This is a genomic window from Bradyrhizobium vignae (assembly GCF_004114425.1).
GTDB classification, from domain to species: domain Bacteria; phylum Pseudomonadota; class Alphaproteobacteria; order Rhizobiales; family Xanthobacteraceae; genus Bradyrhizobium; species Bradyrhizobium vignae.
In genome coordinates, this window is sequence record NZ_RDQF01000035.1 from 56,094 (window position 1) to 75,283 (window position 19,190).

Below are 19,190 nucleotides of genomic sequence, written 5' to 3' on the forward strand. Positions count from 1 at the left end.
AGAAGATATGCCAATTCAAGTGCTGATGCCCGCGTTGTCGCCCACGATGGAGAAGGGCAACCTCGCCAAATGGCTGAAGAAAGAGGGCGAGACGATCAAGTCCGGCGACGTCATCGCCGAGATCGAGACCGACAAGGCGACGATGGAGGTCGAGGCGACCGATGAGGGCACGCTCGGCAAGATCCTGATCCCCGAGGGCACCGCCGACGTCGCGGTGAACACGCCGATCGCGACCATCCTCGCCGACGGTGAGAGCGCTGCTGATCTTGCCAAGGCGCCGGCCCCCGCCAAGCAGGAGAAGGCTGCCGAGTCGGCGCCGCCTGCGGCGGCCAAGGCCGAAGTGCCGCAGCCCAAGGCTGCGCCGTCTGCACCGCAGGCCGTCGCCGAGCCCGATCCGGAAGTGCCTGCCGGCACCGAGATGGTGACGCAGACGATCCGCGAAGCGCTGCGCGACGCCATGGCCGAGGAGATGCGCCGCGATCCCGATGTGTTCGTGATGGGCGAAGAGGTCGCCGAATATCAGGGCGCCTATAAAGTCACCCAGGGATTGCTCCAGGAGTTCGGCGCCAGGCGCGTGATCGACACGCCGATCACCGAGCACGGTTTTGCCGGTGTCGGCGTCGGTGCCGCGATGACGGGCCTCAAGCCGATCGTCGAGTTCATGACCTTCAACTTCGCCATGCAGGCGATCGACCAGATCATCAACTCCGCGGCCAAGACGCTGTACATGTCCGGCGGCCAGATGGGCTGCTCGATCGTGTTCCGCGGGCCCAACGGTGCCGCCGCGCGCGTCGCCGCGCAGCACAGTCAGGACTACTCGGCCTGGTACTCGCATATTCCGGGCCTGAAGGTGATCGCGCCATATTCGGCCGCCGATGCCAAGGGTCTGCTCAAGGCTGCGATCCGCGATCCCAACCCGGTGATCTTCCTCGAGAACGAGGTGCTCTACGGTCACACCGGCGAAGTGCCCAAGCTCGACGATTACGTGATCCCGATCGGCAAGGCGCGCATCGTGCGTTCGGGCAGCCACGTCACCATCATTTCCTGGTCGAACGGCATGACCTATGCGCTGAAGGCGGCCGACGAGCTTGCCAAGGACGGCATCGAGGCCGAGGTGATCGACCTGCGCACGCTCCGTCCGATGGACACCGAGACCATCATCAACTCGGTGAAGAAGACCGGCCGCGCCGTCACCGTGGAAGAAGGCTGGGCGCAAAGCGGCGTCGGCGCCGAGATCGCCGCGCGCATCATGGAGAACGCCTTCGATTATCTGGATGCGCCGGTCGCGCGCGTCGCCGGCAAGGACGTGCCGATGCCCTATGCCGCGAACCTGGAGAAGCTCGCGCTGCCCTCGGCGGCGGAAGTCGTCGAGGCCGCCAAAGCCGTCTGCTATAGGTAGACCATGGCGGGCCCCAGGGAGCAGCCACTGCCGCCGGACGTCATGACCCGCGAAGACGCGGTCGAGATCCTGCGCGTGTTCGTGCTGGACGGCGGGCTGTCGATGGCGTTCCAACGCGCCTTCGAGGAGCCCGACATGTGGGGCCTCCTGCTGGTCGATCTTGCCCGCCACGCCGCGCGTGCCTATGCGCGCGAGAGTGAATACACCGAGGAGGACGCGCTGAATCGGATCCTCGACATGTTCCAGGCGGAGATCGAGCGTCCCACCGACACCGGCACCACGACGCCGCGCGGCAAGGGGCACTGACCGTGGCGATCGAATCCTATCATTACGATTTCATGCTGGAGGCGATTCGCGAAGCGGAGGCCTCGATCGCGCAAGGCGGCCTGCCGATCGGCGCGGTGCTGACGCGCGACAACAAGATCATCGCCCGCGGCCACAACAACCGTGTTCAGGAGAACAACGTGATCCTGCACGGCGAGATGAGCTGCCTGCGCGAGGCCGGTGCGATCAAATTCCACGATACCGTCATGTACACCACGCTGTCGCCATGCTCGATGTGCGCCGGCGCGCTGGCGCTGTTCAAGGTCAGGCTGGTGGTGATCGGCGAATCCGTCACTTTCCCCGGCTCCAAGGACATCCTCGACAAGTTCGGCATCCCCTGGATCGATCTTGCCGACGACCGCTCCATCACCATGATGAAGAATTGGCGTTCCATCCCAGCCAATGAGCGCCTGTGGCAGGGCGACATCGGCAACTAAACCTGGTCTGTTCGTCTCCGCTGTCGGAAACGACGTTTTGCAAAGTTCTTCTTGAGGTCAGCATGCCCATCAACATCCTGATGCCCGCTCTCTCGCCGACGATGGAGAAGGGCAACCTCGCCAAGTGGCTGAAGAAGGAGGGCGACAAGGTCAAATCCGGTGACGTCATCGCCGAGATCGAGACCGACAAGGCGACCATGGAGGTCGAGGCGATCGACGAGGGCACGATAGCCAAGATCCTGGTGCCCGAAGGCACGCAGGACGTCCCGGTCAACGACGTGATCGCGGTGCTTGCCGGCGAAGGCGAGGACGTGAAGGCCGCGGGCGCTGCGAAGCCGACCGCCTCGGCTGCACCTCCCAAGGCCGCTGAAGCACCTGCTGCGGCGCCGGCGCCGGCACCTGCTCCGGCCGCACCGAAGGCGGCGCCGGCACCGGCCGCCGCACCGGCCCCGCAGGCTGCAGCTGCCGCCGTGCAGGGCAATGGCCATGGCGGCCGTGTGTTCTCATCGCCGCTGGCGCGGCGTCTCGCCAAGGAAGCCGGCATCGACGTGGCGATGGTCACCGGTACCGGCCCGCACGGCCGCGTGGTCGCGCGCGACGTCGAGCAGGCCAAGTCCGGCAAGGGCCTCAAGGCACCCGCCGCGGCGCCGTCGGGTGCGCCCGCGATCGCGCCGACCATGTCGGACAAGCAGATCCTGTCGCTGTTCGAGCCGGGGTCCTACGACATCATCCCGCATGACGGCATGCGCCGGACGATTGCCCAGCGTCTGACCGCATCGATCCAGAACGTTCCGCACTTCTATCTCACCATCGACTGCGACATCGGCAAGCTGCTCGCTGCCCGCGAGGAGATCAACGCCGCCGCGCCGAAGGACAAGGAGAAGAAGCCGCTCTACAAGATCTCGGTCAACGACTTCGTCATCAAGGCGATGGCGGTCGCGCTGCAGAAGATCCCGAACTGCAATGTGAGCTGGACCGAAAGCGGCATGGTCAAGCATCACCATTCCGACGTCGGCGTTGCGGTCGCGATGCCCGGCGGCCTGATCACGCCGATCATCCGGAAAGCGGAGACCAAGACGCTCTCGACCATCTCCAACGAGATGAAGGATTTCGCCGCGCGCGCACGTTCCCGCAAATTGAAGCCCGAGGAATACCAGGGCGGCACCACCGCCGTCTCCAACCTCGGCATGTACGGCATCAGCCACTTCACGGCCGTGATCAATCCACCGCATGCGACGATCCTTGCGGTCGGCACCAGCGAGGAGCGCCCCGTGGTGCGCGGGGGCAAGATCGAGATCGCGAACATGATGAGCGTGACCTTGTCCTGCGATCACCGCGCCATCGACGGTGCCCTCGGCGCCGAGCTGATCGGTGCGTTCAAGCAGCTGATCGAAAACCCCGTGATGATGATGGTCTAGAGCCGCCGCATGACGACGCGCTGGCCCTGGATATCGATGCTGCTGTCGATCATCATCCTCGTCAGCCCGCTCGGCACCGGCGTTCTGCGCGACGCCTTCTTCAGCCGCGAGCTGCTCTCGCGCAGCATTGCCCAGCCGATCGTCTTCATCGGTCTTGCGATCCTGATCTCGATCTGCGTCATCGAATGGCTGGTCAGGTCGATCATTTCAAAACGCCGCTCCGGCGGTGCAACGACCTCTTGAGTTGAACGGGAGCCGACATGGCCGATACATCCTTCGACGTCATCATCATCGGCTCCGGTCCCGGCGGCTATGTCACCGCGATCCGCGCCGCGCAGCTCGGCCTCAAGACGGCAATCGTGGAAAAATCCTATCTCGGCGGCATCTGCCTGAATTGGGGCTGCATCCCGACCAAGGCGCTGCTGCGTTCGGCCGAGATCTACCACTACATGCAGCACGCCAAGGATTACGGCCTCTCGGCGGAGAAGGTCTCGTTCGATCCGAAGGCCGTGGTGCAGCGCTCGCGCGGCGTCTCCAAGCGGCTGAACGACGGCGTCGGCTTCCTGATGAAGAAGAACAAGGTCAGCGTGATCTGGGGCGCCGCCTCGATCGACGCGCCCGGCAAGGTCACCGTGAAGAAGTCCGATGTCGAGGGTCCGAAGGGGGCGCTGGGCGAGGGGACGTATCAGGCCAAGCACATCATCGTCGCGACCGGCGCCCGGCCGCGCGTGCTGCCCGGCCTTGAGCCTGACAAGAAGCTGGTCTGGACCTATTTCGAGGCGATGATCCCGGAGCGGATGCCGAAGTCGCTGCTGGTGGTCGGCTCCGGCGCGATCGGCATCGAGTTCGCTTCGTTCTTCCACACCATGGGTAGCGACGTCACCGTGGTCGAGGTGCTGCCGCAGATCCTCCCCGTCGAGGATGCCGAGATCGCAGGTCTTGCGCGCAAGCGCTTCGAGAAGCAGGGCATTAAGATCATGTCCTCGACCAAGGTGACCAAGCTCGAGAAGAAGGCCGACAGCGTCGTCGCCACCATCGACGACGGCAAGGGCAAGCCCGTGACGACCGAGTTCGAGCGCGTGATCTCGGCGGTTGGCGTCGTCGGCAACATCGAAAATCTGGGACTCGAAAAGCTCGGCGTCAAAACCGATCGCGGCATCATCGTGGTCGACGGCTACGGCAAAACCAACGTTCCCGGCATCTACGCCATCGGCGACGTCTCCGGTCCCCCGATGCTGGCCCACAAGGCCGAGCATGAGGGCGTGATCTGCGTCGAGGCGATCAAGGGCCTCAATCCGCATCCCATGGACAAGAACATGATCCCGGGCTGCACCTATTGTCATCCGCAGGTGGCCTCCGTAGGCCTCACCGAAGCCAAGGCGAAGGAGAGTGGCCGCGAGATCCGCGTCGGCCGCTTCCCCTTCGTCGGCAATGGCAAGGCGATCGCGCTCGGCGAGGACCAGGGCCTCGTCAAGGTGATCTTCGACAAGAAGACCGGCCAGCTGCTCGGCGCCCACATGGTCGGCGCCGAGGTCACCGAGCTGATCCAGGGCTACGTGGTCGCCATGAACCTGGAGACGACGGAAGAAGAGCTGATGCACACGGTGTTCCCGCATCCGACCCTGTCGGAGATGATGAAGGAAGCCGTGCTGGATGCGTACGGACGGGTGTTGAATATTTGACCGAGCGCCACCGCCGTCGTTGCGAGCGAAGAGAGCTGTTTGCAGAATAAGAAGGAAATCACCCATGCACGACAACGACAACCTCACCATCGAACGCCCGACCTTCGTCACCCATCTCGAATGCGCGATGGAAGGCGATCATTACGCGGCCGACCAGGTCCACAACCTCTCCAAGGCCGGCAAGCCGCTGCTCGTGCGCTACGACCTCGCCGGCGTGAAGAAGGCGCTGACGAAAGACGCGCTTGCCCAGCGGCCCGGCGACATGTGGCGCTACCGCGAGCTGCTGCCGGTGCGCAAATGCAAGGACATCGTCTCGCTCGGCGAAGTCACGACGCCCTTGATCCGGTTGCCCAAGCTCGGCGCAAAACTCGGTGGCGGCGAGATCATCGTGAAGGACGAGGGACGGCTGCCGACCGGCTCGTTCAAGGCGCGTGGCCTGGTGATGGCGGTGTCGATGGGCAAGGCGCTCGGCATCAAGCACATGGCGATGCCGACCAACGGCAATGCCGGTGCGGCGCTGGCGGCCTATGCGACGAGCTGCGGCATCAAGACGACGATCTTCTGCCCGGCCGATACGCCCGAAGTGAATGTCAGCGAGATCGAGCTGCAGGGCGCGACCGTCTACCGCGTCAATGGCTATATCGACGATTGCGGCAAGATCGTCGGCGAGGGCAAGGCCAAGGTCGGCTGGTTCGACACCTCGACGCTGAAGGAGCCATACCGCATCGAGGGCAAGAAGACGATGGGCCTCGAGCTCGCCGAGCAGCTCGGCTGGGACGTGCCCGACGTGATCTTCTATCCAACCGGCGGCGGCACCGGCCTGATCGGCATGTGGAAGGCCTTCGACGAGCTCGAGAAGATCGGCTTCATCGGCTCAAAGCGCCCGCGCATGGTCGCGGTGCAGGCCTCCGGCTGCGCGCCGATGGTGCGGGCTTTCGAGGCCGGCACCGAGCATGCGACGCGCTGGGAGGACGCCCACACCATTGCGTCGGGCATCCGCGTGCCGCAGGCGATCGGCGATTTCCTGATCCTGCGTGCAGTCCGCGAGAGCAAAGGCTTTGCCATCGCAGTCGACGACGACAAGATCTCGTCGGCGCTGAGCGAGGTTGCTCGCGAGGAGGGGCTTTTGCTGTGCCCCGAGGGCGCGGCCACCTATGCCGCTTACAAGGAGAGCCTTGCCGATGGTCGCGTCAGCAAGACCGACCGCGTGATGCTGTTCAACTGTGCCACCGGTCTGAAATATCCGCTGCCGCCGGTCACCCGCACGCTCGATCGCCACAAGCCGATCGATTACTCGCAGTTCTGACTTGCCTCTTCCTCTCCCCGTTCTCACGGGGGCGCGACGAGTTTCGCTCGCGCTGGGAGGGTTGGGGTGAGGGGCCTGTCTCCGCGAATGAGATCTTCGTGAGATCTGAACCCCCTCATCCGAATTGCTTCGCTTCGACCTCGCCCCGCAAGCGGGGCGAGGGGAAGAAAAACAAAACGACATCGCTGGGGAGAAGACAATGAAGAAGGCCGTCTGGGCTGCACTGATTGCTGTTCTCGCTGTGACCGGTGCCGCGCGCGCCGATGACTATCCCTCCCGTCCCATCACCATCATCGTGCCCTTCGCGGCCGGTGGGCCTTCGGATGCCATGGCGCGGGTGCTTGCCGAGCGGATGCGGGTGACGTTGGGGCAGCCGGTGGTGATCGAGAACGTCACGGGCGCGGGCGGCTCGATCGGCGTCGGCCGCGCCGTGCAATCGCCGCCGGACGGCTACACCATCTCCTTCGGCCACCTCGGCACCCATGTGGCCAACGGTGCCGTCTACAAGCTCAAATACGACCTCGTCGCCGACCTCGAGCCGGTGGTGCTGCTGCCGAGCAATCCGATGATCGTGGTCAGCAAGAACGCGGTGCCCGCGACCTCGCTGAAGGAGCTGTTGGACTGGCTGAAATCACGACCGTCGCCGCCGACTGCCGGCACCGCCGGTGCAGGCTCCGGCAGCCACATCGCCGGGGTTTATTTCGAGAGCGTCTCCGGCATCAAGCTGCAATACGTGCCGTATCGCGGTACTGCGCCCGCGCTGAACGACCTTATCGCCGGCCAGATCGATATCATCGTCGACCAGACCTCCAACTCCATCAACCAGGTCCGCGCCGGCACCATCCGCGCCTACGCCATCACAGACGACAAGCGCCTGGCCTCGGCACCGGAGATCCCGACCGCGGCGGAGGCGGGCCTCAAAGGCTTCACCATGACGCTGTGGTCCGGCATGTGGGTGCCGAAGGGGACGCCGAAAGAGATCGTGGTCAAGCTCAACGCCGCGGCCGTGGAGGCGCTGAACGATCCCGCGGTGAGGAAGCAGCTCGAAAACCAGGGCCTGGAGATGACACCGAAGGATCAGCTCACGCCCGAAGCACTTGGCACTCGCCAGCAGGCCGAGATCGCAAAATGGTGGCCGATGATCAAGGCGGCGAATATCAAGGTGGATTGAGGCGCGCGTCGTCAGGTCATCCAAACTCGGCGCTGACGGCCAGGCGATCATTGCGTGGATTCGTCGCCTGCTGCCAGCGCCACCTCCAGGCATTTCATCAGATCCGACGCGTTGAACGGCTTGTCGAGAAAGCAGGTTGCCCCGGCTTTGTGTGCACGCACACGTACGCTCTCGTCCGGGAACGCCGTGATCAGGATGAAGGGCGTCGCGGATCCCTGCGCGCGCATCTGCGTCAGCAGATCGATTCCACTCGTCACCGGCATCTGCACGTCCGCAATCACGCACGAGGTGCCGTGCGAGTCGGCCGAAGCCAGAAATTCGTGGGCGGAAGCGAATGTGTGTACGTTGTAACCGCGTGACTTCAGCAGATTGTTGATCGCGGCCCGCACGTAGGGGTCATCATCAAGCACTGAAATGACCGAGGGGACTGACAAGACGTCTGCTCCTTTCCCGGGAATACGCTTGCCGTCGCTGCGGCCACATTCAGGGTGGGCCCGCCAGACACCATTGGAAACTCATACTTAGGTTTGTATGTCGGATTTGTTTGGCCGAATCCCGAGCGCCTCGCTCATTCTCACCAGGTCGGCCAGCGATTTCGCGCCCATTTTCCGCATGATCTGGCCGCGGTAAATTTTGACGGTGATTTCCGCCAAACCGAGCTGGGCGGCCACTTGCTTGTTCATCAGGCCGGACGTCACCAGCGACAATACGTCTCTTTCCCGCGAGGACAATGACTCGAAGCGCGATCTGACGGTCGAGACCGTCCTGTTGAGGTCGCGTCGCTTGCGGTCTCGCTCGATCGCGGCCTGGACCGCGTCCAGAATGTCCTGGTCGCGAACCGGCTTGGTGAGGAAGTCGATCGCGCCGCTCTTCATGGCCCGAACGGTCATCGGAATATCACCATGGCCGGTGATGAAGATGATCGGCGTGTGGATATTTGCCTTGGCAAGATCGGCCTGCAGGTCGAGACCGCTAACTCCCGGCAGGCGGATGTCGAGCACGAGGCAACTGGGGACGTCTGGCGGCTTGGCCTGCAGGAGTTGCGGCGCAGAGCCGAATGCTTCGACCTTGAGGCCCACCGATTCGAACAGGTTGGTGAGCGCGCGGCGCATGGACGCGTCGTCGTCGACGATGAAGACGATCGGCTGATCGCCATCCTCCTCGGGCGGCGAAGATTGCGCGCGCTCGGTCACGATGCGTCCTCGCGATGCAGCGGCAGGGTGATCTGAAAAGTCGCTCCGTGCTCCTGGTTCGGCATGGCGGAAAGTCGCCCGCCATGGGCCTCGATGATCGAGCGGCAGATCGACAGGCCCATGCCCATGCCGCTGGACTTCGTGGTGAAGAACGGCATGAACAGGCGGTCCATCGCCTGTTCGTCGATGCCGGCGCCGCAGTCGGATACGCTCACCAGCACCGCGCCATTGTCGTCGGTCGCTGAACGGATCGCCAGCTCGCGCGGGCGGTCATCGATGCCTTCCATGGCCTCGATCCCGTTCTTGATCAGGTTGATCAGGACCTGCTGCAATTGAATTCGATCGCCAAAGATCCTGGGCAGTGTCGACGACAGCTCCATGCGAACCGACACGGCGTGGCTGGCCATCTCGCGCTGAACGAGCGCCACAGCCTCGCGCACGACCGCGCCGGCGTCGAGCGGCGCCATCTCGATATCGGAACGCTTGGCGAGCGCCCGAACGTGACGGATCACGTCGCTGGCACGCTTGCCATCCTCGATGATCCACTCCACGGAGCGGCGGGCCGCCTTGAGGTCGGGTGGACTGCGCTGCAGCCAGGCGAGGCAGGCGTCGGCGTTTGCAATCACGGCGGCGAGCGGCTGATTGATTTCGTGGGCAATGGACGCGGTCAGCTCACCCAGTGTCGTGACGCGTGTGACATGGGCGAGCTCGGCCTGGGCCTTGCGCAGTGCGTCTTCGGCCTGATCGGCCCGGATGGCCGCGGTCACGTCGGTGCAGACGCCACGATAGCCCAGGAAAGTGCCGTCGGCGTCGAAGAACGGCTTGCCGCTGGTCCGGACGTAGATCGGCTGACCGTTGCGGTCTTTGCTGCGATATACCAAGTCGCGGAACGGGATATGGGCATCGAGCGCCGCCCGATGTTGTCGCCATTTTTCGGGTTCGAGATCTGCGTCCGGAGCGATGTCCCAACGCGTCAATCCAATCAGGCCGGCGGGGGCGGTGTTTGTATCGGAGTGTTCCGATATCCGAGTAACCCGATGGTCCGGCCCCGTTTCCCAGAACCAGTCGGAGGCGGTTTCGGCGTAATCGCGAAAGCGCTGCTCGCTGTCACGAAGGCGGCGCTCCGCCTCTTTGGTCGCCGTGATGTCGGTCACCGATCCGACGAATTCCAATTGACCGCTCGCATCTCGCGTGGCCCGAGCCACCGCTCGGACGTACTTGATGGAGCCGTCGGGCATCACGAGCCGGTATTCGTGATCGTAATCCTTTCCCTCTCGGGCGGCCCGAGCCGTAGTCTGTTGCACTGCGAGCCGGTCGTCCGGATGGATCCGCGCGAGCATGAACGAGATCTTTGGCTTGGTTCCCTCGTCGCATTGAAAGATGCGGTAGGTCTCCTTGGACCAGGTGATCTCGCGGGTTGCGGCCTTCCAGCCGAAACTGCCGGTGTGGCTCAATTCCTGCGCCTGGGCGAGATAAGCCTCGCTCTGTCGCAGCGCATTCTCCGCTTCCTTGCGCTCGGTGATGTTCTCGCAGGCGACCAGCACGATTGGCCCGCCATTCGCCCGCAGCATGGTCTTGGCGTTCTCGCGCACCCATAGCACCGAACCGTCCTTGCGAACCTTCCGGATTTCCCAGGTGTGTGACTGATCAACAGTCTCAAGGCACAGCGCGATGCACGCGCGGACAGTAGCGCGATCTTCCTCGAAGAAGACATCCAGCACCGATCGGCCGATCAACTCCGCGGGCGTATAGCCCAGCTGCGCGGCGCCAAACGTGTTCACGTTCATGACAGTTCCGGCCGGGTCGACCATGAAGTACATGACCGGGTTGTGCTCGAAGACTTGCTGCCACTGCTTGACCGCTTCCAACAGACCGGCGTCACCGGGCTCAACGCGCGGCTTGGCAGTAACAGTGTGCCTGACACAGCCGACGAGGTATTGCGCGGCTGACTTCCCGAACGCTACTGCCCGGCCCGGCTTCATCGCAGACGCTCCCGGCGCTCTCTGCGTGAACGCAAGTAGAGCACGTTGCCGCCGAAGGAGCAATTCCAGCCAAAGTCGGACGGGCGGTCGCGACGGTCGTTGGAGTGGACTGCTCACCACCTTGTCCATTGCGGCGCATCAAGCATGCCGCGCCGGGCAGATTTTTCGCGGTGACGCTGCAGCCCGCGGGCCGTGCGCCGTCTCGTTGAATGCGAGGGCGGAGGCGGTGCGAGAGTCCATCCGGGCAAGTACGGGACAAACCTAGGTATAGCTTCTCCAATCCTAGTCATGTCGGCGATTTACTTCCGTACAATTGAGCGCTTCGTGCCGGGCGGACTAGCCTCGTGACCATCGGGAATGTCGACCACCAATCGCAGCGGTCGTACGGGTAGCGGGCTCAGACCTACGGGGCCGAAGCCTCTCACCGACCTGCAGCGACCGGGCACGAGGCCGTTCATTTCTCGAGAGGCAGCTGCGATCGCGGCAATTTACGACCCATGCGAGGTCGAACTGACAAAAGCGAGAGCAACAGAGGGAGAGAACAATGTGCGATACATCGGTAATTCCTGCGCGTCGCCCATCGGAGTTCGAGCGCTGCTCTTCGGTCAACGGCTGTGCGGTGTGCGGCGGCAAGTTCGGCCTGATCCGCCACTATTCGTGGCGTACCGCGCTCTGCTCCAAGAAGTGCGTCGATCGCTTCCGCACACGCCGCGAACGTGACCGCCGGTGGTTGTTCCAGGCTCAGGTCGCCTAAGGCTGAATTGGAGAGCTGACGTCGTTCCGAAGGTCTGATCCGGGAGCCCGTGCGTTGAACCGCCCATGCAAGCTCTTGTGCTCGATGGCTCTCCTCGGCTCCATTGCGGCGGTCCAGGCACAGGAGACGGAACACGGCGCCGCTCATCGCCAGCACCCGCCCCAGGACCAGGCGCTGCACGAAAAATTCTACTCGACCTGGCACATGCCGGACAATCCGAGCCTCAGTTGTTGCAACAGCGCCGACTGTTATCCGACCGACATCAAATACGTCGACGGTCAGATCTATGCCCGGCGCCGGGAGGACGGGAGATACATTCTGGTCCCACCGCAAAAGGTGGAGCGAAACAGGGATAATCCGGACGGCCGAAACCATCTTTGCGCTCCACCACCCGCACTGTCTCCGCTCGACAGCGTTTACTGCTTTGCTTTGGGAGGTGCCACATGAGATTTGCGTTCGTCCTCGTGAACGGCCGGACCCCGTTCCGGCAGACCTGGTGCATGCAGTGCCGCGAGCCGATCAGCGGCGGCTATCTCCGCGAGATCGCGACCCGGCTGCCTTACTGCGACCATCAGTGCTATGCGCTGTTCTGCGAAGCGCTCGCGAAAGATGGCGTGAGAGCGGCGTCATGAAGTTCGTGGTGGTCAATCACGAGCCCCCGTTGCACGCGGCCACGTGCAGCACATGCTCGCGGTCGCTCCGCTCCAGCTATGTCCGGCATGCGCGGACGCAGCGCCGTTACTGTGACTACGATTGCTACCGGCGCGACGAGCTCGTCACGTTGTTGATGCAATGGTCGGTGCCTCGGCGGACCGAGCCGTCTGCCGGCAACGTCGAGCTCACAGCCGGCAACATGATCGAGACGTTGGCGGTCCTGAGTGCCGTCTGGTGCTGGAGCTGCACGATCAACGCCTGGACCTTCGCGAGAGCCTTGACCGGCGCATATTTGGACGGTCGCGATCTGATCACGATGGGAGGAGGTGACACCTAGCTGCGCGGCTGCACTCGCGTGGAAGCCGCAGCACCCTATCCTTGCAGGCGGTGCGTCCAGCCCCGGCGGCGCCGACTAGGGAGCGGGTGCTGCGGCAGCCGCGGGTGCCGTTACACCGGCCTCGTGCGTAACCACGCGCTGGTCGCTCTTGCCGGCGACCAAGCCGCTGCCCTCGAACCTTGCGCGGTAGACCTGCACGTTCTCCATCACGCGCTGGACGTAGTTGCGGGTCTCCGACAGCGGAATGCGCTCGACCCAGTCGACCGGATCGACATTGGGATCCCTGGGATCGCCGCGCGCCTGCACCCATTCGCGCACCCGGCCGCGGCCGGCATTGTAGCCGGCAAAGGCCATGATCTGGTTGCCGCGATATTCCGACAGAAGCGCGCTGAGCTCGGCCGCGCCCATCTGCGTGTTGTAGACGGGATCGGAGACCATCCTGTCCCAGTCATAGGTGAGGCCGAACCGTTTGGCGGTGTCGCGGCCGGCTTCCGGCGTCACCTGCATCAATCCGACGGCATTGGCCGGCGACTTGTCGCGCTGATTGAACGAGCTCTCGGTGCGCGCCACCGAATAGATCACGCTGGTCTCGATCGCGGGCGCGACCTGCTTGTGCTCGGGGATGCCGATGGTCGGGAAGGCGTAGTGGTCGAGCGCGAACCCGCGCGCCAGCGCCGATTTGCCGACCTCCAGCATCACGCGCGCATCGTTGCGCCGGCCGGCAAGCTCGGCGAGCGCTTCGAGCGCCACGACGTCGGTGCTCTCCTGGGCAAAATCCTCGGCGTAGTAGAACGCCACGTCGCGCTCGCCGATGGCGTAGAGCATGTCGGCCGCGCGCACGCGCTCGTCCGTTGGCTGCGTATCGGCCGAGGCCAGCACAGGCGAGGGCGGACGCAGCTCGATCCGGTCGAGGCCGAGCTTTGCGCGGGCGAGCTGGCCGTAATAGGCCGTCTGATAGCGCGCCGCCGCCCGATAGCTCATGCGCGCATCGGCCGTCGCGCCCATGGCCTCGGCGGCGCGGCCGCGCCAGTAATGGGCCCGCGACAGCGCGATCGGATTGACCGAACCTTCGTCGATCGCGGCGAAGTGCACCATCGCCGTCTTGGGATCGTCGAGATAGCGCAGCGCGATCCAGCCGCACATGAAGTGGTAGTCGATGCGGTAGACTTCCTTATCAGGCACCGCGGCGGTGCGCACCACATCATAAGCAGTCTTGAACTTGCCCTGGTCGAGCAGCTTGCGCGCGAGCAGGCGACGCTCGCGCCACCAGGCGTCGGTGTCCTGGGCCGCCAAGGTGTCGGGCGCGGCGGCGAGGATCACCTCGGCAGCGTCGTCGATGCGGTCCTTCTGGAGGTGCCATTGAGCGCGGCACAGCACGTAGCCGAGATCGCGGCGCGCGTCGGCGGAGACGTCATCGAGAAAGTCCTTGGTCTTGCTCGCCTTGCCGGTGACCGCCGCGCAGGCCTTGACGATCGCGAGCGCATCCTCACCGAGCCGTTTGGCCGCGCGCCTGGCGCCGGCATAGTCCTTGGCGCCGAGACGCTTGTCCATGCGGGCCCGATGATCGTCCGCCGTGAGGAGATCGCGGAACGCCTCGTAGGCGTCCTCCTCGCTGCGCTCCGATAATTCGTCCATGCGCCAGGCGTCGCGCACGAGCCGTGCAGCCCTGTCGGTCTCGCCTTCGGTGAGCAGCACGCGAGCGAGTGCGAACTTGCCCTTGGCGCTGGTCGGCCGGTCCATCGTGAACTTGTGCACGGTGGCGGCGTCAAGCTTCTCCTGCCACAGCCGCGCCTCCGCGCGCCGGCGCAAGAGCGCGCTGCTTGGCCAGTCCGGATTGGCGGCGAGGAAGGCGGCGTAACGCTTGAAATTCGCGGTGCTCTCGGAATGGCGCAGCATGAACCAGTCGGCGAGCTTCTGTCCGGCGGGGTCGGCGATGCGGTCGCGCGCTGCGCTCGCGTCATCCGTCTTGCCCTTGCGCGCGAGATCGATGGCATCCTTCAGCGCGGCGAGATCGCCGGTCAGCGGCGGCGCTGCCGGCTTGTCCGCGGGCTCGTCGACCGTCTTTTTCGGCTTGCGCTTGGCCTCGGCGTGCTTGCCGCGTCGCGCTTTGCCGTCGGAGGCATGGCGGTGCTTGCCGGCTTTCGCCTCATGCGCCTTCTTCGGCGCGGAGGATTTTTGACTGCTCTTCGCCGCCAGTTGAGTAGGAAGGAAGGCCATCGCGGCCACGGCAACGACACACGCGAGCGAGCGTAGGCACTGGTTCATTCGATGGTCCCCCTGCGAAACCACTACAAACCAAGGTCCGCGACGACATGCGGCTTGCGAATCAACGATGCATCAGCGTCGTGTCGCATCCTCAAGCTGTCGCAACAATGCGGCAAAATACGGATTGGAACTGGGGAACTTCCGAAATGGCGGAAGAGGGGTTGTGTCTTTAATCTTCGTTAACGATTGGGCGGGACGTCAGGACGGCGCAGATTGCGCGTGTTCCCACAGCTAAATCCGTGTATGAGTTCCCTCGCTCGTCCTTTTGGCCTCCGCGCCTATGCCGATTTTCAACCAGTCGATCCGGCGCAAGATCGTCGGCATCGCCCTCGGATTGATCGTCCTGATGCTGGTCACCTCGGTCCTGTCGATGGTGATGTCGAGCCAGGTCGGCGTCCTCCTGGCCGAGCTCACCAACCGTTACATCCCGGCCTACAGCCATCTGGCGCGTGCCAATATTCGCTCGCTCGAGCGGGGGCTGGCGTTGCGGCGGATGATCATGACCAGGATGGAGGCACCGTCGGACGAGGAGGCCTACGCGGCGCGCGTTCGCGATTTCGAGGTCTCGGACCGCAAGATCGAGGAGGAGGCGGAGGCCGCGCGCAAGCTGATCAACGCGATCATCGACGACCCCAGGACGTATTCCGACAATGCTGCGCTGGGGCGTATCGATATCCGCATCGAAACCGCCGTCGCTGAGTTGCGCCGCGACCTGAGTGAGGACCATGCGAAGCTCCTCAAGCAGGTCGACGCGAGGCAGATGACCGAGGCCCGCGGCACGCTGGAGCACATCGACGTGCTGCGCGACCAGTTCAACCGGAAGATCGATGCGATCCGCTCCGACATGCTGACGCAGGTCTTCTTCTCGACATCGCAGGTGATCAGCCGCCAGCATCAGGCGATCATCGTCTCGGGCATCGTGACCTTGCTCGCGGCGATCGTCGGATTTGTCTTTGCGCTGCTGGTGAGCAGCGGCATCACGCGCCCGGTACGGCTGCTGCTGGCCGGCACCCGCGAGGTCGAGGCGGGCCGGTTCGACAAGCCCATCACCGTCTCGACGCAGGACGAGATCGGCGAGCTCGCCGCGGCCTTCAACCGCATGATCGAGCAGCTGCGCCGCAACGAGCGTATCCGCGAGACCTTCGGTCGCTACATCGACCCGAAGGTGGTGCAGGGTCTGATCGACCGGCCGGAGGTCGCCATCGACGGTGAGCGCCGGGTGATGACCATCATGTTCTGCGACATGAGCGGCTTCACCTCGATGAGCGAGGGCATGACCCCGCGCGGCCTCGTCAAGGTGATGAACCACTATTTCACCGTGATGTCCGCTCCCATCAGGAGCAATCGCGGCGTCATCGACAAATATATCGGCGACGCCATCATGTCCTATTGGGGCCCGCCCTTCATCGAGGAGGACGAGCAGGCGCTGCTCGCCGGCCTTGCCGCCGTCGAGATGGCCGACCAGGTGCCCGCGCTGCAGAAGCAGCTGCCGGATCTGCTCGGCATCCGCGCCATGCCGGCGCCGTGCGATCTGCGCATCGGCATCGCTACCGGCGAGGTCCTGACCGGCAGCATCGGCTCCGAGCTGATGATGAGCTTCACCGTGATGGGCGACGCCGTGAATCTCGCCGCGCGGCTCGAGGCAGTCAACAAGGTCTACGGCACCCGCATCCTGATCTCGCAGCCGACTGCGGATGCGATTGGATCGCGGCTCGAATTGCGCGAGATCGATCGTCTGGCGGTCGCGGGTCAAAGCGCGCCGCAGGCGATCTTCGAGGTGATGGCGAAACCGGGCGCGCTTACCGATGCGCAAGTGAGCCTGCGCAGGCACTATGCCAAAGGTCTCGCCGCCTATCGTGCCCGGCGCTTCGACGAAGCCCGTGCCGCCTTCAACGCGGCACTCGAGGCGGTGCCTGGTGATGGCCCGTCGCGCGCGATGCTCGGCCGCATCACCCGGTTTGCGGCCAATCCGCCGGATGCCAATTGGGATGGCGCCTGGCGGCTGGAGCAGAAATAGCCACGCCTCCGGTCCGGCATGCCGGGCCGGAAAAAAAGATGCTAGTTCATAACGATGTTCGCCGTGACCTATTTCCCGGGCTTAGGTTTGACGTCCCTCAGGCGTCTTATGGGGACACGCCGATGACACATCTCGAGGACAGGCTCGAACGGTTCGAGACGCTCACCGCCGAATGCGAGCTGATTGCCAAGCTCGCCACCGACAGCACCAAGCGCGAGTTCTATTTGAGGCTCGCGGAGCAGTACCGCCAGCTGGCGGGAGATATGCGGCAAGCGATCGCGACCAGGGCTGCGGCCTAAGCCGTCTGCAATCCGTTCTTAACGTTTGGCGCGCATCCTTGAAGCATGCGGGCGTCGCTGAATCGGCGACGGCTCGTGGTGGGAAGGCCGGGGCTCGTTGCAATGCAGCGTGCCTCGCGAGTGTCGTTGCCATGCCTGATAGGGCAATCCCATGCGCCTCGTTGCAGTGGTCATATTTGCGCTCATGACGGCGGCCTGCGATCAGGAGCAGGACATCACCGGCACGACGAATTCGACCTGTCCGATGCGGAACTACAGTTACAATCCACGCGACATGAACCAGTGCGTCAGCGCCTGCAAGGCGTGCGACCGCGGCACGACGGTCACCTGCACGACCTCCTGCACCCTCAAGGGAGCTCGCTGAGCGGAACCACCTGCTTTGCAGGGATCGCAACCGCGCGAAGAGGTTGCTGAAGTCGCAGCGCCACTCGCCCACGAGACTTGACGCTTGCGGATGCGGGAACCGATAGCGACCCGAGGTCAAAGGCTGGCGGTGCTTGGACACCGGAACGATTCACATGAATTAATCATTGAATGGGGCGGGCAGGCGCGGAGTCCGATGGAATGGGTATGCTCGATCCAGGTCGATTTCTGGTGTCGTGCTCGCATTGCGATGCCTGGCCGATGGCGGCCAATGTGAAGCGGACGAGCTGGTCTGCGTCCCCGCACGAGGTCCGCTTTGTCTGCACGCGCTGCCGCCGCGAGGAGACCGCGATCGTCTCCGCGTCCGGCGAATTGACGCCTGTCAAACGCGTCGATGTCCCGCCACACGATGTCGCTGTCGCCTGGGCCCGGGCCCAGCGTTTGCGCGGGCGGACCTGAGCGGCCGGCGGCGCCTCGGGACGTCGGGGGCGGGCTGTGGATCAGAGCGGGCGGACTGCACTGTCAATCCGATCCTGTTCTACAACACCAATCTCGATCCGACCCGCCGTTATGGCTCGGAGACCAGTGTCTCCTATCGCATCAACGATGCAGTGCTGGTGCGTTCCGGCGTGGCCTATATGCGAGCTGTCTTCCGCGAAGGCAGCTGGGCAGGCAACGACTTGCCGCTGGTGTCGCGCTACACCGCAAGTGCAGGCGTCACCTGGAACATCTGGCAGAATTACCTTGTATTCGACGCCATCGCCCGCTTTTGGTGCGAGCGCCGCATGGACAACGATCAGGCGGGAACGCAGAAGCCAATCCCTGCGGATGGCACGATCGACCTCAAGCTCAGTGGTCGCTGCTCGTCGTCACCGGTGCCTGGCTCGTGAACCAGACGATCGGCTTCAGCGCGTTCTACGCCATCGTTGCCTGTATCGCTTCTCTGTCAACCCACGGGCGCGAAAATATTCCACTTTACCGAAATTCGGAATTGGCGTATGTATCGCCCATCCCGGCTCATTCTCGAGGGGCGATCATGGAGGTCGTCATTGTCGCGAGCCGGGCTTGCGGTGGACGCAGCAGCGTCGTGTACGAGATGTCAAGGGCAGGGCGGATTGCTCTCCGTGAGCCCGAGGCTTCGTGCGGACGAGCGGCGCTGTCAGGTTCGTCGCGTCAGCATTTCGGTGGCAACGTGCACAACGCCGTCGAACCCTGTGGCGCCAACGAGCCGTGCGTACGGCAAAACCGTGTGGTCCTGGCCGTCGTTGCTACGGTCAAGCGCTTGCGGATGCGGCAGTCGCGTCAACCGGCGCGGCTGCCGGTGAATTCCGCGAGCGTGAGGGAGGCCAGAAGGAATTCGGCTCCCGGGAGAGCGCGGCATAAGCCGTCCGACCATCGCGCAGGGAAGGCCGAGTGATTGGCACCACCTGTATGCTGCTGTGCGGTCTCCTTTGCGCGTGCTTTTCGCGCAGCAGACCGCGGGTGCGAGGTCAGCACCCGGTCTTCCCCATAGGCGTTAAGGTAGCGCGAGCATCGATTGATACGGACGTTTTCGAGGAGGCTCGCGCAGGTGCCGCCCAAGCGCTCGC

General features: G+C 64.1%; 20 protein-coding genes and 1 pseudogene. 16 read left to right on the plus strand and 5 right to left on the minus strand.

The window, feature by feature from the left end; genetic code table 11:
- Positions 1 to 7: 7 nt before the first annotated feature.
- The 8 genes from EAV90_RS25610 (at position 8) to EAV90_RS25645 (ending at position 7,737) form a co-directional block, all read left to right on the plus strand.
- Positions 8 to 1,399 (plus strand): pyruvate dehydrogenase complex E1 component subunit beta, encoded by a 1,392-nt coding sequence (locus tag EAV90_RS25610; RefSeq protein WP_122403104.1) that lies wholly within the window; start codon positions 8 to 10, stop codon positions 1,397 to 1,399.
- A 3-nt stretch (positions 1,400 to 1,402) separates the two neighbouring features.
- Complete coding sequence (locus EAV90_RS25615) at positions 1,403 to 1,705, plus strand: DUF5076 domain-containing protein (protein WP_122403105.1); 303 nt, start codon at positions 1,403 to 1,405, stop codon at positions 1,703 to 1,705.
- Positions 1,706 to 1,707: 2 nt separating this feature from the next.
- Positions 1,708 to 2,160 carry a nucleoside deaminase gene (locus EAV90_RS25620; protein WP_122403106.1) on the plus strand — a complete coding sequence of 151 codons (453 nt, stop codon included), beginning with the start codon at positions 1,708 to 1,710 and terminating at the stop codon, positions 2,158 to 2,160.
- 62 nt (positions 2,161 to 2,222) lie between these two features.
- Complete coding sequence (locus EAV90_RS25625) at positions 2,223 to 3,578, plus strand: pyruvate dehydrogenase complex dihydrolipoamide acetyltransferase (RefSeq protein ID WP_122403107.1); 1,356 nt, start codon at positions 2,223 to 2,225, stop codon at positions 3,576 to 3,578.
- A gap of 9 nt (positions 3,579 to 3,587) precedes the next feature.
- Complete coding sequence (locus EAV90_RS25630) at positions 3,588 to 3,821, plus strand: hypothetical protein (protein ID WP_129145028.1); 234 nt, start codon at positions 3,588 to 3,590, stop codon at positions 3,819 to 3,821.
- Between the two features lie 17 nt (positions 3,822 to 3,838).
- Positions 3,839 to 5,260 (plus strand): dihydrolipoyl dehydrogenase, encoded by a 1,422-nt coding sequence (gene lpdA, locus EAV90_RS25635; protein ID WP_122403108.1) that lies wholly within the window; start codon positions 3,839 to 3,841, stop codon positions 5,258 to 5,260.
- A gap of 64 nt (positions 5,261 to 5,324) precedes the next feature.
- On the plus strand, positions 5,325 to 6,566 hold the full coding sequence (locus EAV90_RS25640) for a threonine synthase (protein ID WP_122403109.1): 1,242 nt from the start codon (positions 5,325 to 5,327) through the stop codon (positions 6,564 to 6,566).
- Between the two features lie 199 nt (positions 6,567 to 6,765).
- Positions 6,766 to 7,737 carry a tripartite tricarboxylate transporter substrate binding protein BugD gene (locus EAV90_RS25645; protein WP_122403110.1) on the plus strand — a complete coding sequence of 324 codons (972 nt, stop codon included), beginning with the start codon at positions 6,766 to 6,768 and terminating at the stop codon, positions 7,735 to 7,737.
- A 47-nt stretch (positions 7,738 to 7,784) separates the two neighbouring features.
- Here EAV90_RS25645 and EAV90_RS25650 read toward each other — a convergent pair whose 3' ends face one another.
- The 3 genes from EAV90_RS25650 to EAV90_RS25660 all read right to left on the minus strand — a co-directional run bounded on the left by EAV90_RS25650 (position 7,785) and on the right by EAV90_RS25660 (position 10,912).
- The gene (locus EAV90_RS25650; protein ID WP_122403111.1) at positions 7,785 to 8,171 is read right to left on the minus strand and encodes a response regulator transcription factor; all 387 of its coding nucleotides are present in this window, start codon (positions 8,169 to 8,171) and stop codon (positions 7,785 to 7,787) included.
- 87 nt (positions 8,172 to 8,258) lie between these two features.
- Positions 8,259 to 8,933 (minus strand): response regulator transcription factor, encoded by a 675-nt coding sequence (locus tag EAV90_RS25655; protein WP_430644747.1) that lies wholly within the window; start codon positions 8,931 to 8,933, stop codon positions 8,259 to 8,261.
- Positions 8,927 to 10,912 carry a PAS domain S-box protein gene (locus tag EAV90_RS25660; protein ID WP_122403112.1) on the minus strand — a complete coding sequence of 662 codons (1,986 nt, stop codon included), beginning with the start codon at positions 10,910 to 10,912 and terminating at the stop codon, positions 8,927 to 8,929. The genes EAV90_RS25655 and EAV90_RS25660 overlap by 7 nt, the downstream gene beginning before the upstream one ends.
- Positions 10,913 to 11,456: 544 nt before the next feature.
- On the opposite strand from EAV90_RS25660, the gene EAV90_RS25665 reads away from it, so the two are divergent.
- From EAV90_RS25665 to EAV90_RS25680, 3 genes are all read left to right on the plus strand, one after another.
- The gene (locus EAV90_RS25665; protein ID WP_244607991.1) at positions 11,457 to 11,666 is read left to right on the plus strand and encodes a hypothetical protein; all 210 of its coding nucleotides are present in this window, start codon (positions 11,457 to 11,459) and stop codon (positions 11,664 to 11,666) included.
- Positions 11,667 to 12,109: 443 nt separating this feature from the next.
- Positions 12,110 to 12,298: a hypothetical protein gene (locus EAV90_RS25675; protein ID WP_122403114.1), complete on the plus strand. Its 189-nt coding sequence runs from the start codon at positions 12,110 to 12,112 to the stop codon at positions 12,296 to 12,298.
- Complete coding sequence (locus EAV90_RS25680) at positions 12,295 to 12,657, plus strand: hypothetical protein (protein WP_122403115.1); 363 nt, start codon at positions 12,295 to 12,297, stop codon at positions 12,655 to 12,657. The genes EAV90_RS25675 and EAV90_RS25680 overlap by 4 nt, the downstream gene beginning before the upstream one ends.
- A gap of 75 nt (positions 12,658 to 12,732) precedes the next feature.
- On the opposite strand, the gene EAV90_RS25685 is transcribed toward EAV90_RS25680, so the two are convergent.
- The gene (locus tag EAV90_RS25685) at positions 12,733 to 14,922 is read right to left on the minus strand and encodes a lytic transglycosylase domain-containing protein (protein WP_122403116.1); all 2,190 of its coding nucleotides are present in this window, start codon (positions 14,920 to 14,922) and stop codon (positions 12,733 to 12,735) included.
- 280 nt (positions 14,923 to 15,202) lie between these two features.
- On the opposite strand from EAV90_RS25685, the gene EAV90_RS25690 reads away from it, so the two are divergent.
- The 5 genes and pseudogenes from EAV90_RS25690 to EAV90_RS25705 all read left to right on the plus strand — a co-directional run.
- Positions 15,203 to 16,939, plus strand: a complete 1,737-nt coding sequence (locus tag EAV90_RS25690) for an adenylate/guanylate cyclase domain-containing protein (RefSeq protein WP_122403117.1) — start codon at positions 15,203 to 15,205, stop codon at positions 16,937 to 16,939.
- Positions 16,940 to 17,061: 122 nt separating this feature from the next.
- Entirely contained in the window at positions 17,062 to 17,238 is a 177-nt protein-coding gene (locus EAV90_RS39685) for a hypothetical protein (protein ID WP_164937104.1), read from the plus strand.
- A gap of 151 nt (positions 17,239 to 17,389) precedes the next feature.
- The gene (locus EAV90_RS25695; protein WP_122403118.1) at positions 17,390 to 17,602 is read left to right on the plus strand and encodes a hypothetical protein; all 213 of its coding nucleotides are present in this window, start codon (positions 17,390 to 17,392) and stop codon (positions 17,600 to 17,602) included.
- Between the two features lie 200 nt (positions 17,603 to 17,802).
- Positions 17,803 to 18,060, plus strand: a complete 258-nt coding sequence (locus EAV90_RS25700) for a hypothetical protein (protein WP_122406651.1) — start codon at positions 17,803 to 17,805, stop codon at positions 18,058 to 18,060.
- Positions 18,061 to 18,125: 65 nt separating this feature from the next.
- Positions 18,126 to 18,458, plus strand: a pseudogene (locus EAV90_RS25705) (TonB-dependent receptor domain-containing protein); the annotation flags it as partial.
- Positions 18,459 to 18,903: 445 nt separating this feature from the next.
- On the opposite strand, the gene EAV90_RS40205 reads toward EAV90_RS25705, so the two are convergent.
- A partial coding sequence (locus tag EAV90_RS40205) for a hypothetical protein (RefSeq protein WP_208738543.1) occupies positions 18,904 to 19,190 on the minus strand: 287 nt, incomplete at its 5' end.

What these genes read in the sequence shown, in the direction of transcription:
- EAV90_RS25610 (WP_122403104.1), top strand. Translation starts at nt 8, where the DNA reads ATGCCAATTCAAGTGCTGATGCCCGCGTTGTCGCCCACGATGGAGAAG.
- EAV90_RS25615 (WP_122403105.1), top strand. Translation starts at nt 1,403, where the DNA reads ATGGCGGGCCCCAGGGAGCAGCCACTGCCGCCGGACGTCATGACCCGC.
- EAV90_RS25625 (WP_122403107.1), top strand. Translation starts at nt 2,223, where the DNA reads ATGCCCATCAACATCCTGATGCCCGCTCTCTCGCCGACGATGGAGAAG.
- EAV90_RS25630 (WP_129145028.1), top strand. Translation starts at nt 3,588, where the DNA reads ATGACGACGCGCTGGCCCTGGATATCGATGCTGCTGTCGATCATCATC.
- lpdA (WP_122403108.1), top strand. Translation starts at nt 3,839, where the DNA reads ATGGCCGATACATCCTTCGACGTCATCATCATCGGCTCCGGTCCCGGC.
- EAV90_RS25640 (WP_122403109.1), top strand. Translation starts at nt 5,325, where the DNA reads ATGCACGACAACGACAACCTCACCATCGAACGCCCGACCTTCGTCACC.
- EAV90_RS25645 (WP_122403110.1), top strand. Translation starts at nt 6,766, where the DNA reads ATGAAGAAGGCCGTCTGGGCTGCACTGATTGCTGTTCTCGCTGTGACC.
- EAV90_RS25660 (WP_122403112.1), bottom strand. Translation starts at nt 10,912, where the DNA reads ATGAAGCCGGGCCGGGCAGTAGCGTTCGGGAAGTCAGCCGCGCAATAC.
- EAV90_RS25665 (WP_244607991.1), top strand. Translation starts at nt 11,457, where the DNA reads ATGTGCGATACATCGGTAATTCCTGCGCGTCGCCCATCGGAGTTCGAG.
- EAV90_RS25675 (WP_122403114.1), top strand. Translation starts at nt 12,110, where the DNA reads ATGAGATTTGCGTTCGTCCTCGTGAACGGCCGGACCCCGTTCCGGCAG.
- EAV90_RS25680 (WP_122403115.1), top strand. Translation starts at nt 12,295, where the DNA reads ATGAAGTTCGTGGTGGTCAATCACGAGCCCCCGTTGCACGCGGCCACG.
- EAV90_RS25685 (WP_122403116.1), bottom strand. Translation starts at nt 14,922, where the DNA reads ATGAACCAGTGCCTACGCTCGCTCGCGTGTGTCGTTGCCGTGGCCGCG.
- EAV90_RS25690 (WP_122403117.1), top strand. Translation starts at nt 15,203, where the DNA reads ATGCCGATTTTCAACCAGTCGATCCGGCGCAAGATCGTCGGCATCGCC.
- EAV90_RS39685 (WP_164937104.1), top strand. Translation starts at nt 17,062, where the DNA reads ATGACACATCTCGAGGACAGGCTCGAACGGTTCGAGACGCTCACCGCC.
- EAV90_RS25695 (WP_122403118.1), top strand. Translation starts at nt 17,390, where the DNA reads ATGCGCCTCGTTGCAGTGGTCATATTTGCGCTCATGACGGCGGCCTGC.
- EAV90_RS25700 (WP_122406651.1), top strand. Translation starts at nt 17,803, where the DNA reads ATGGGTATGCTCGATCCAGGTCGATTTCTGGTGTCGTGCTCGCATTGC.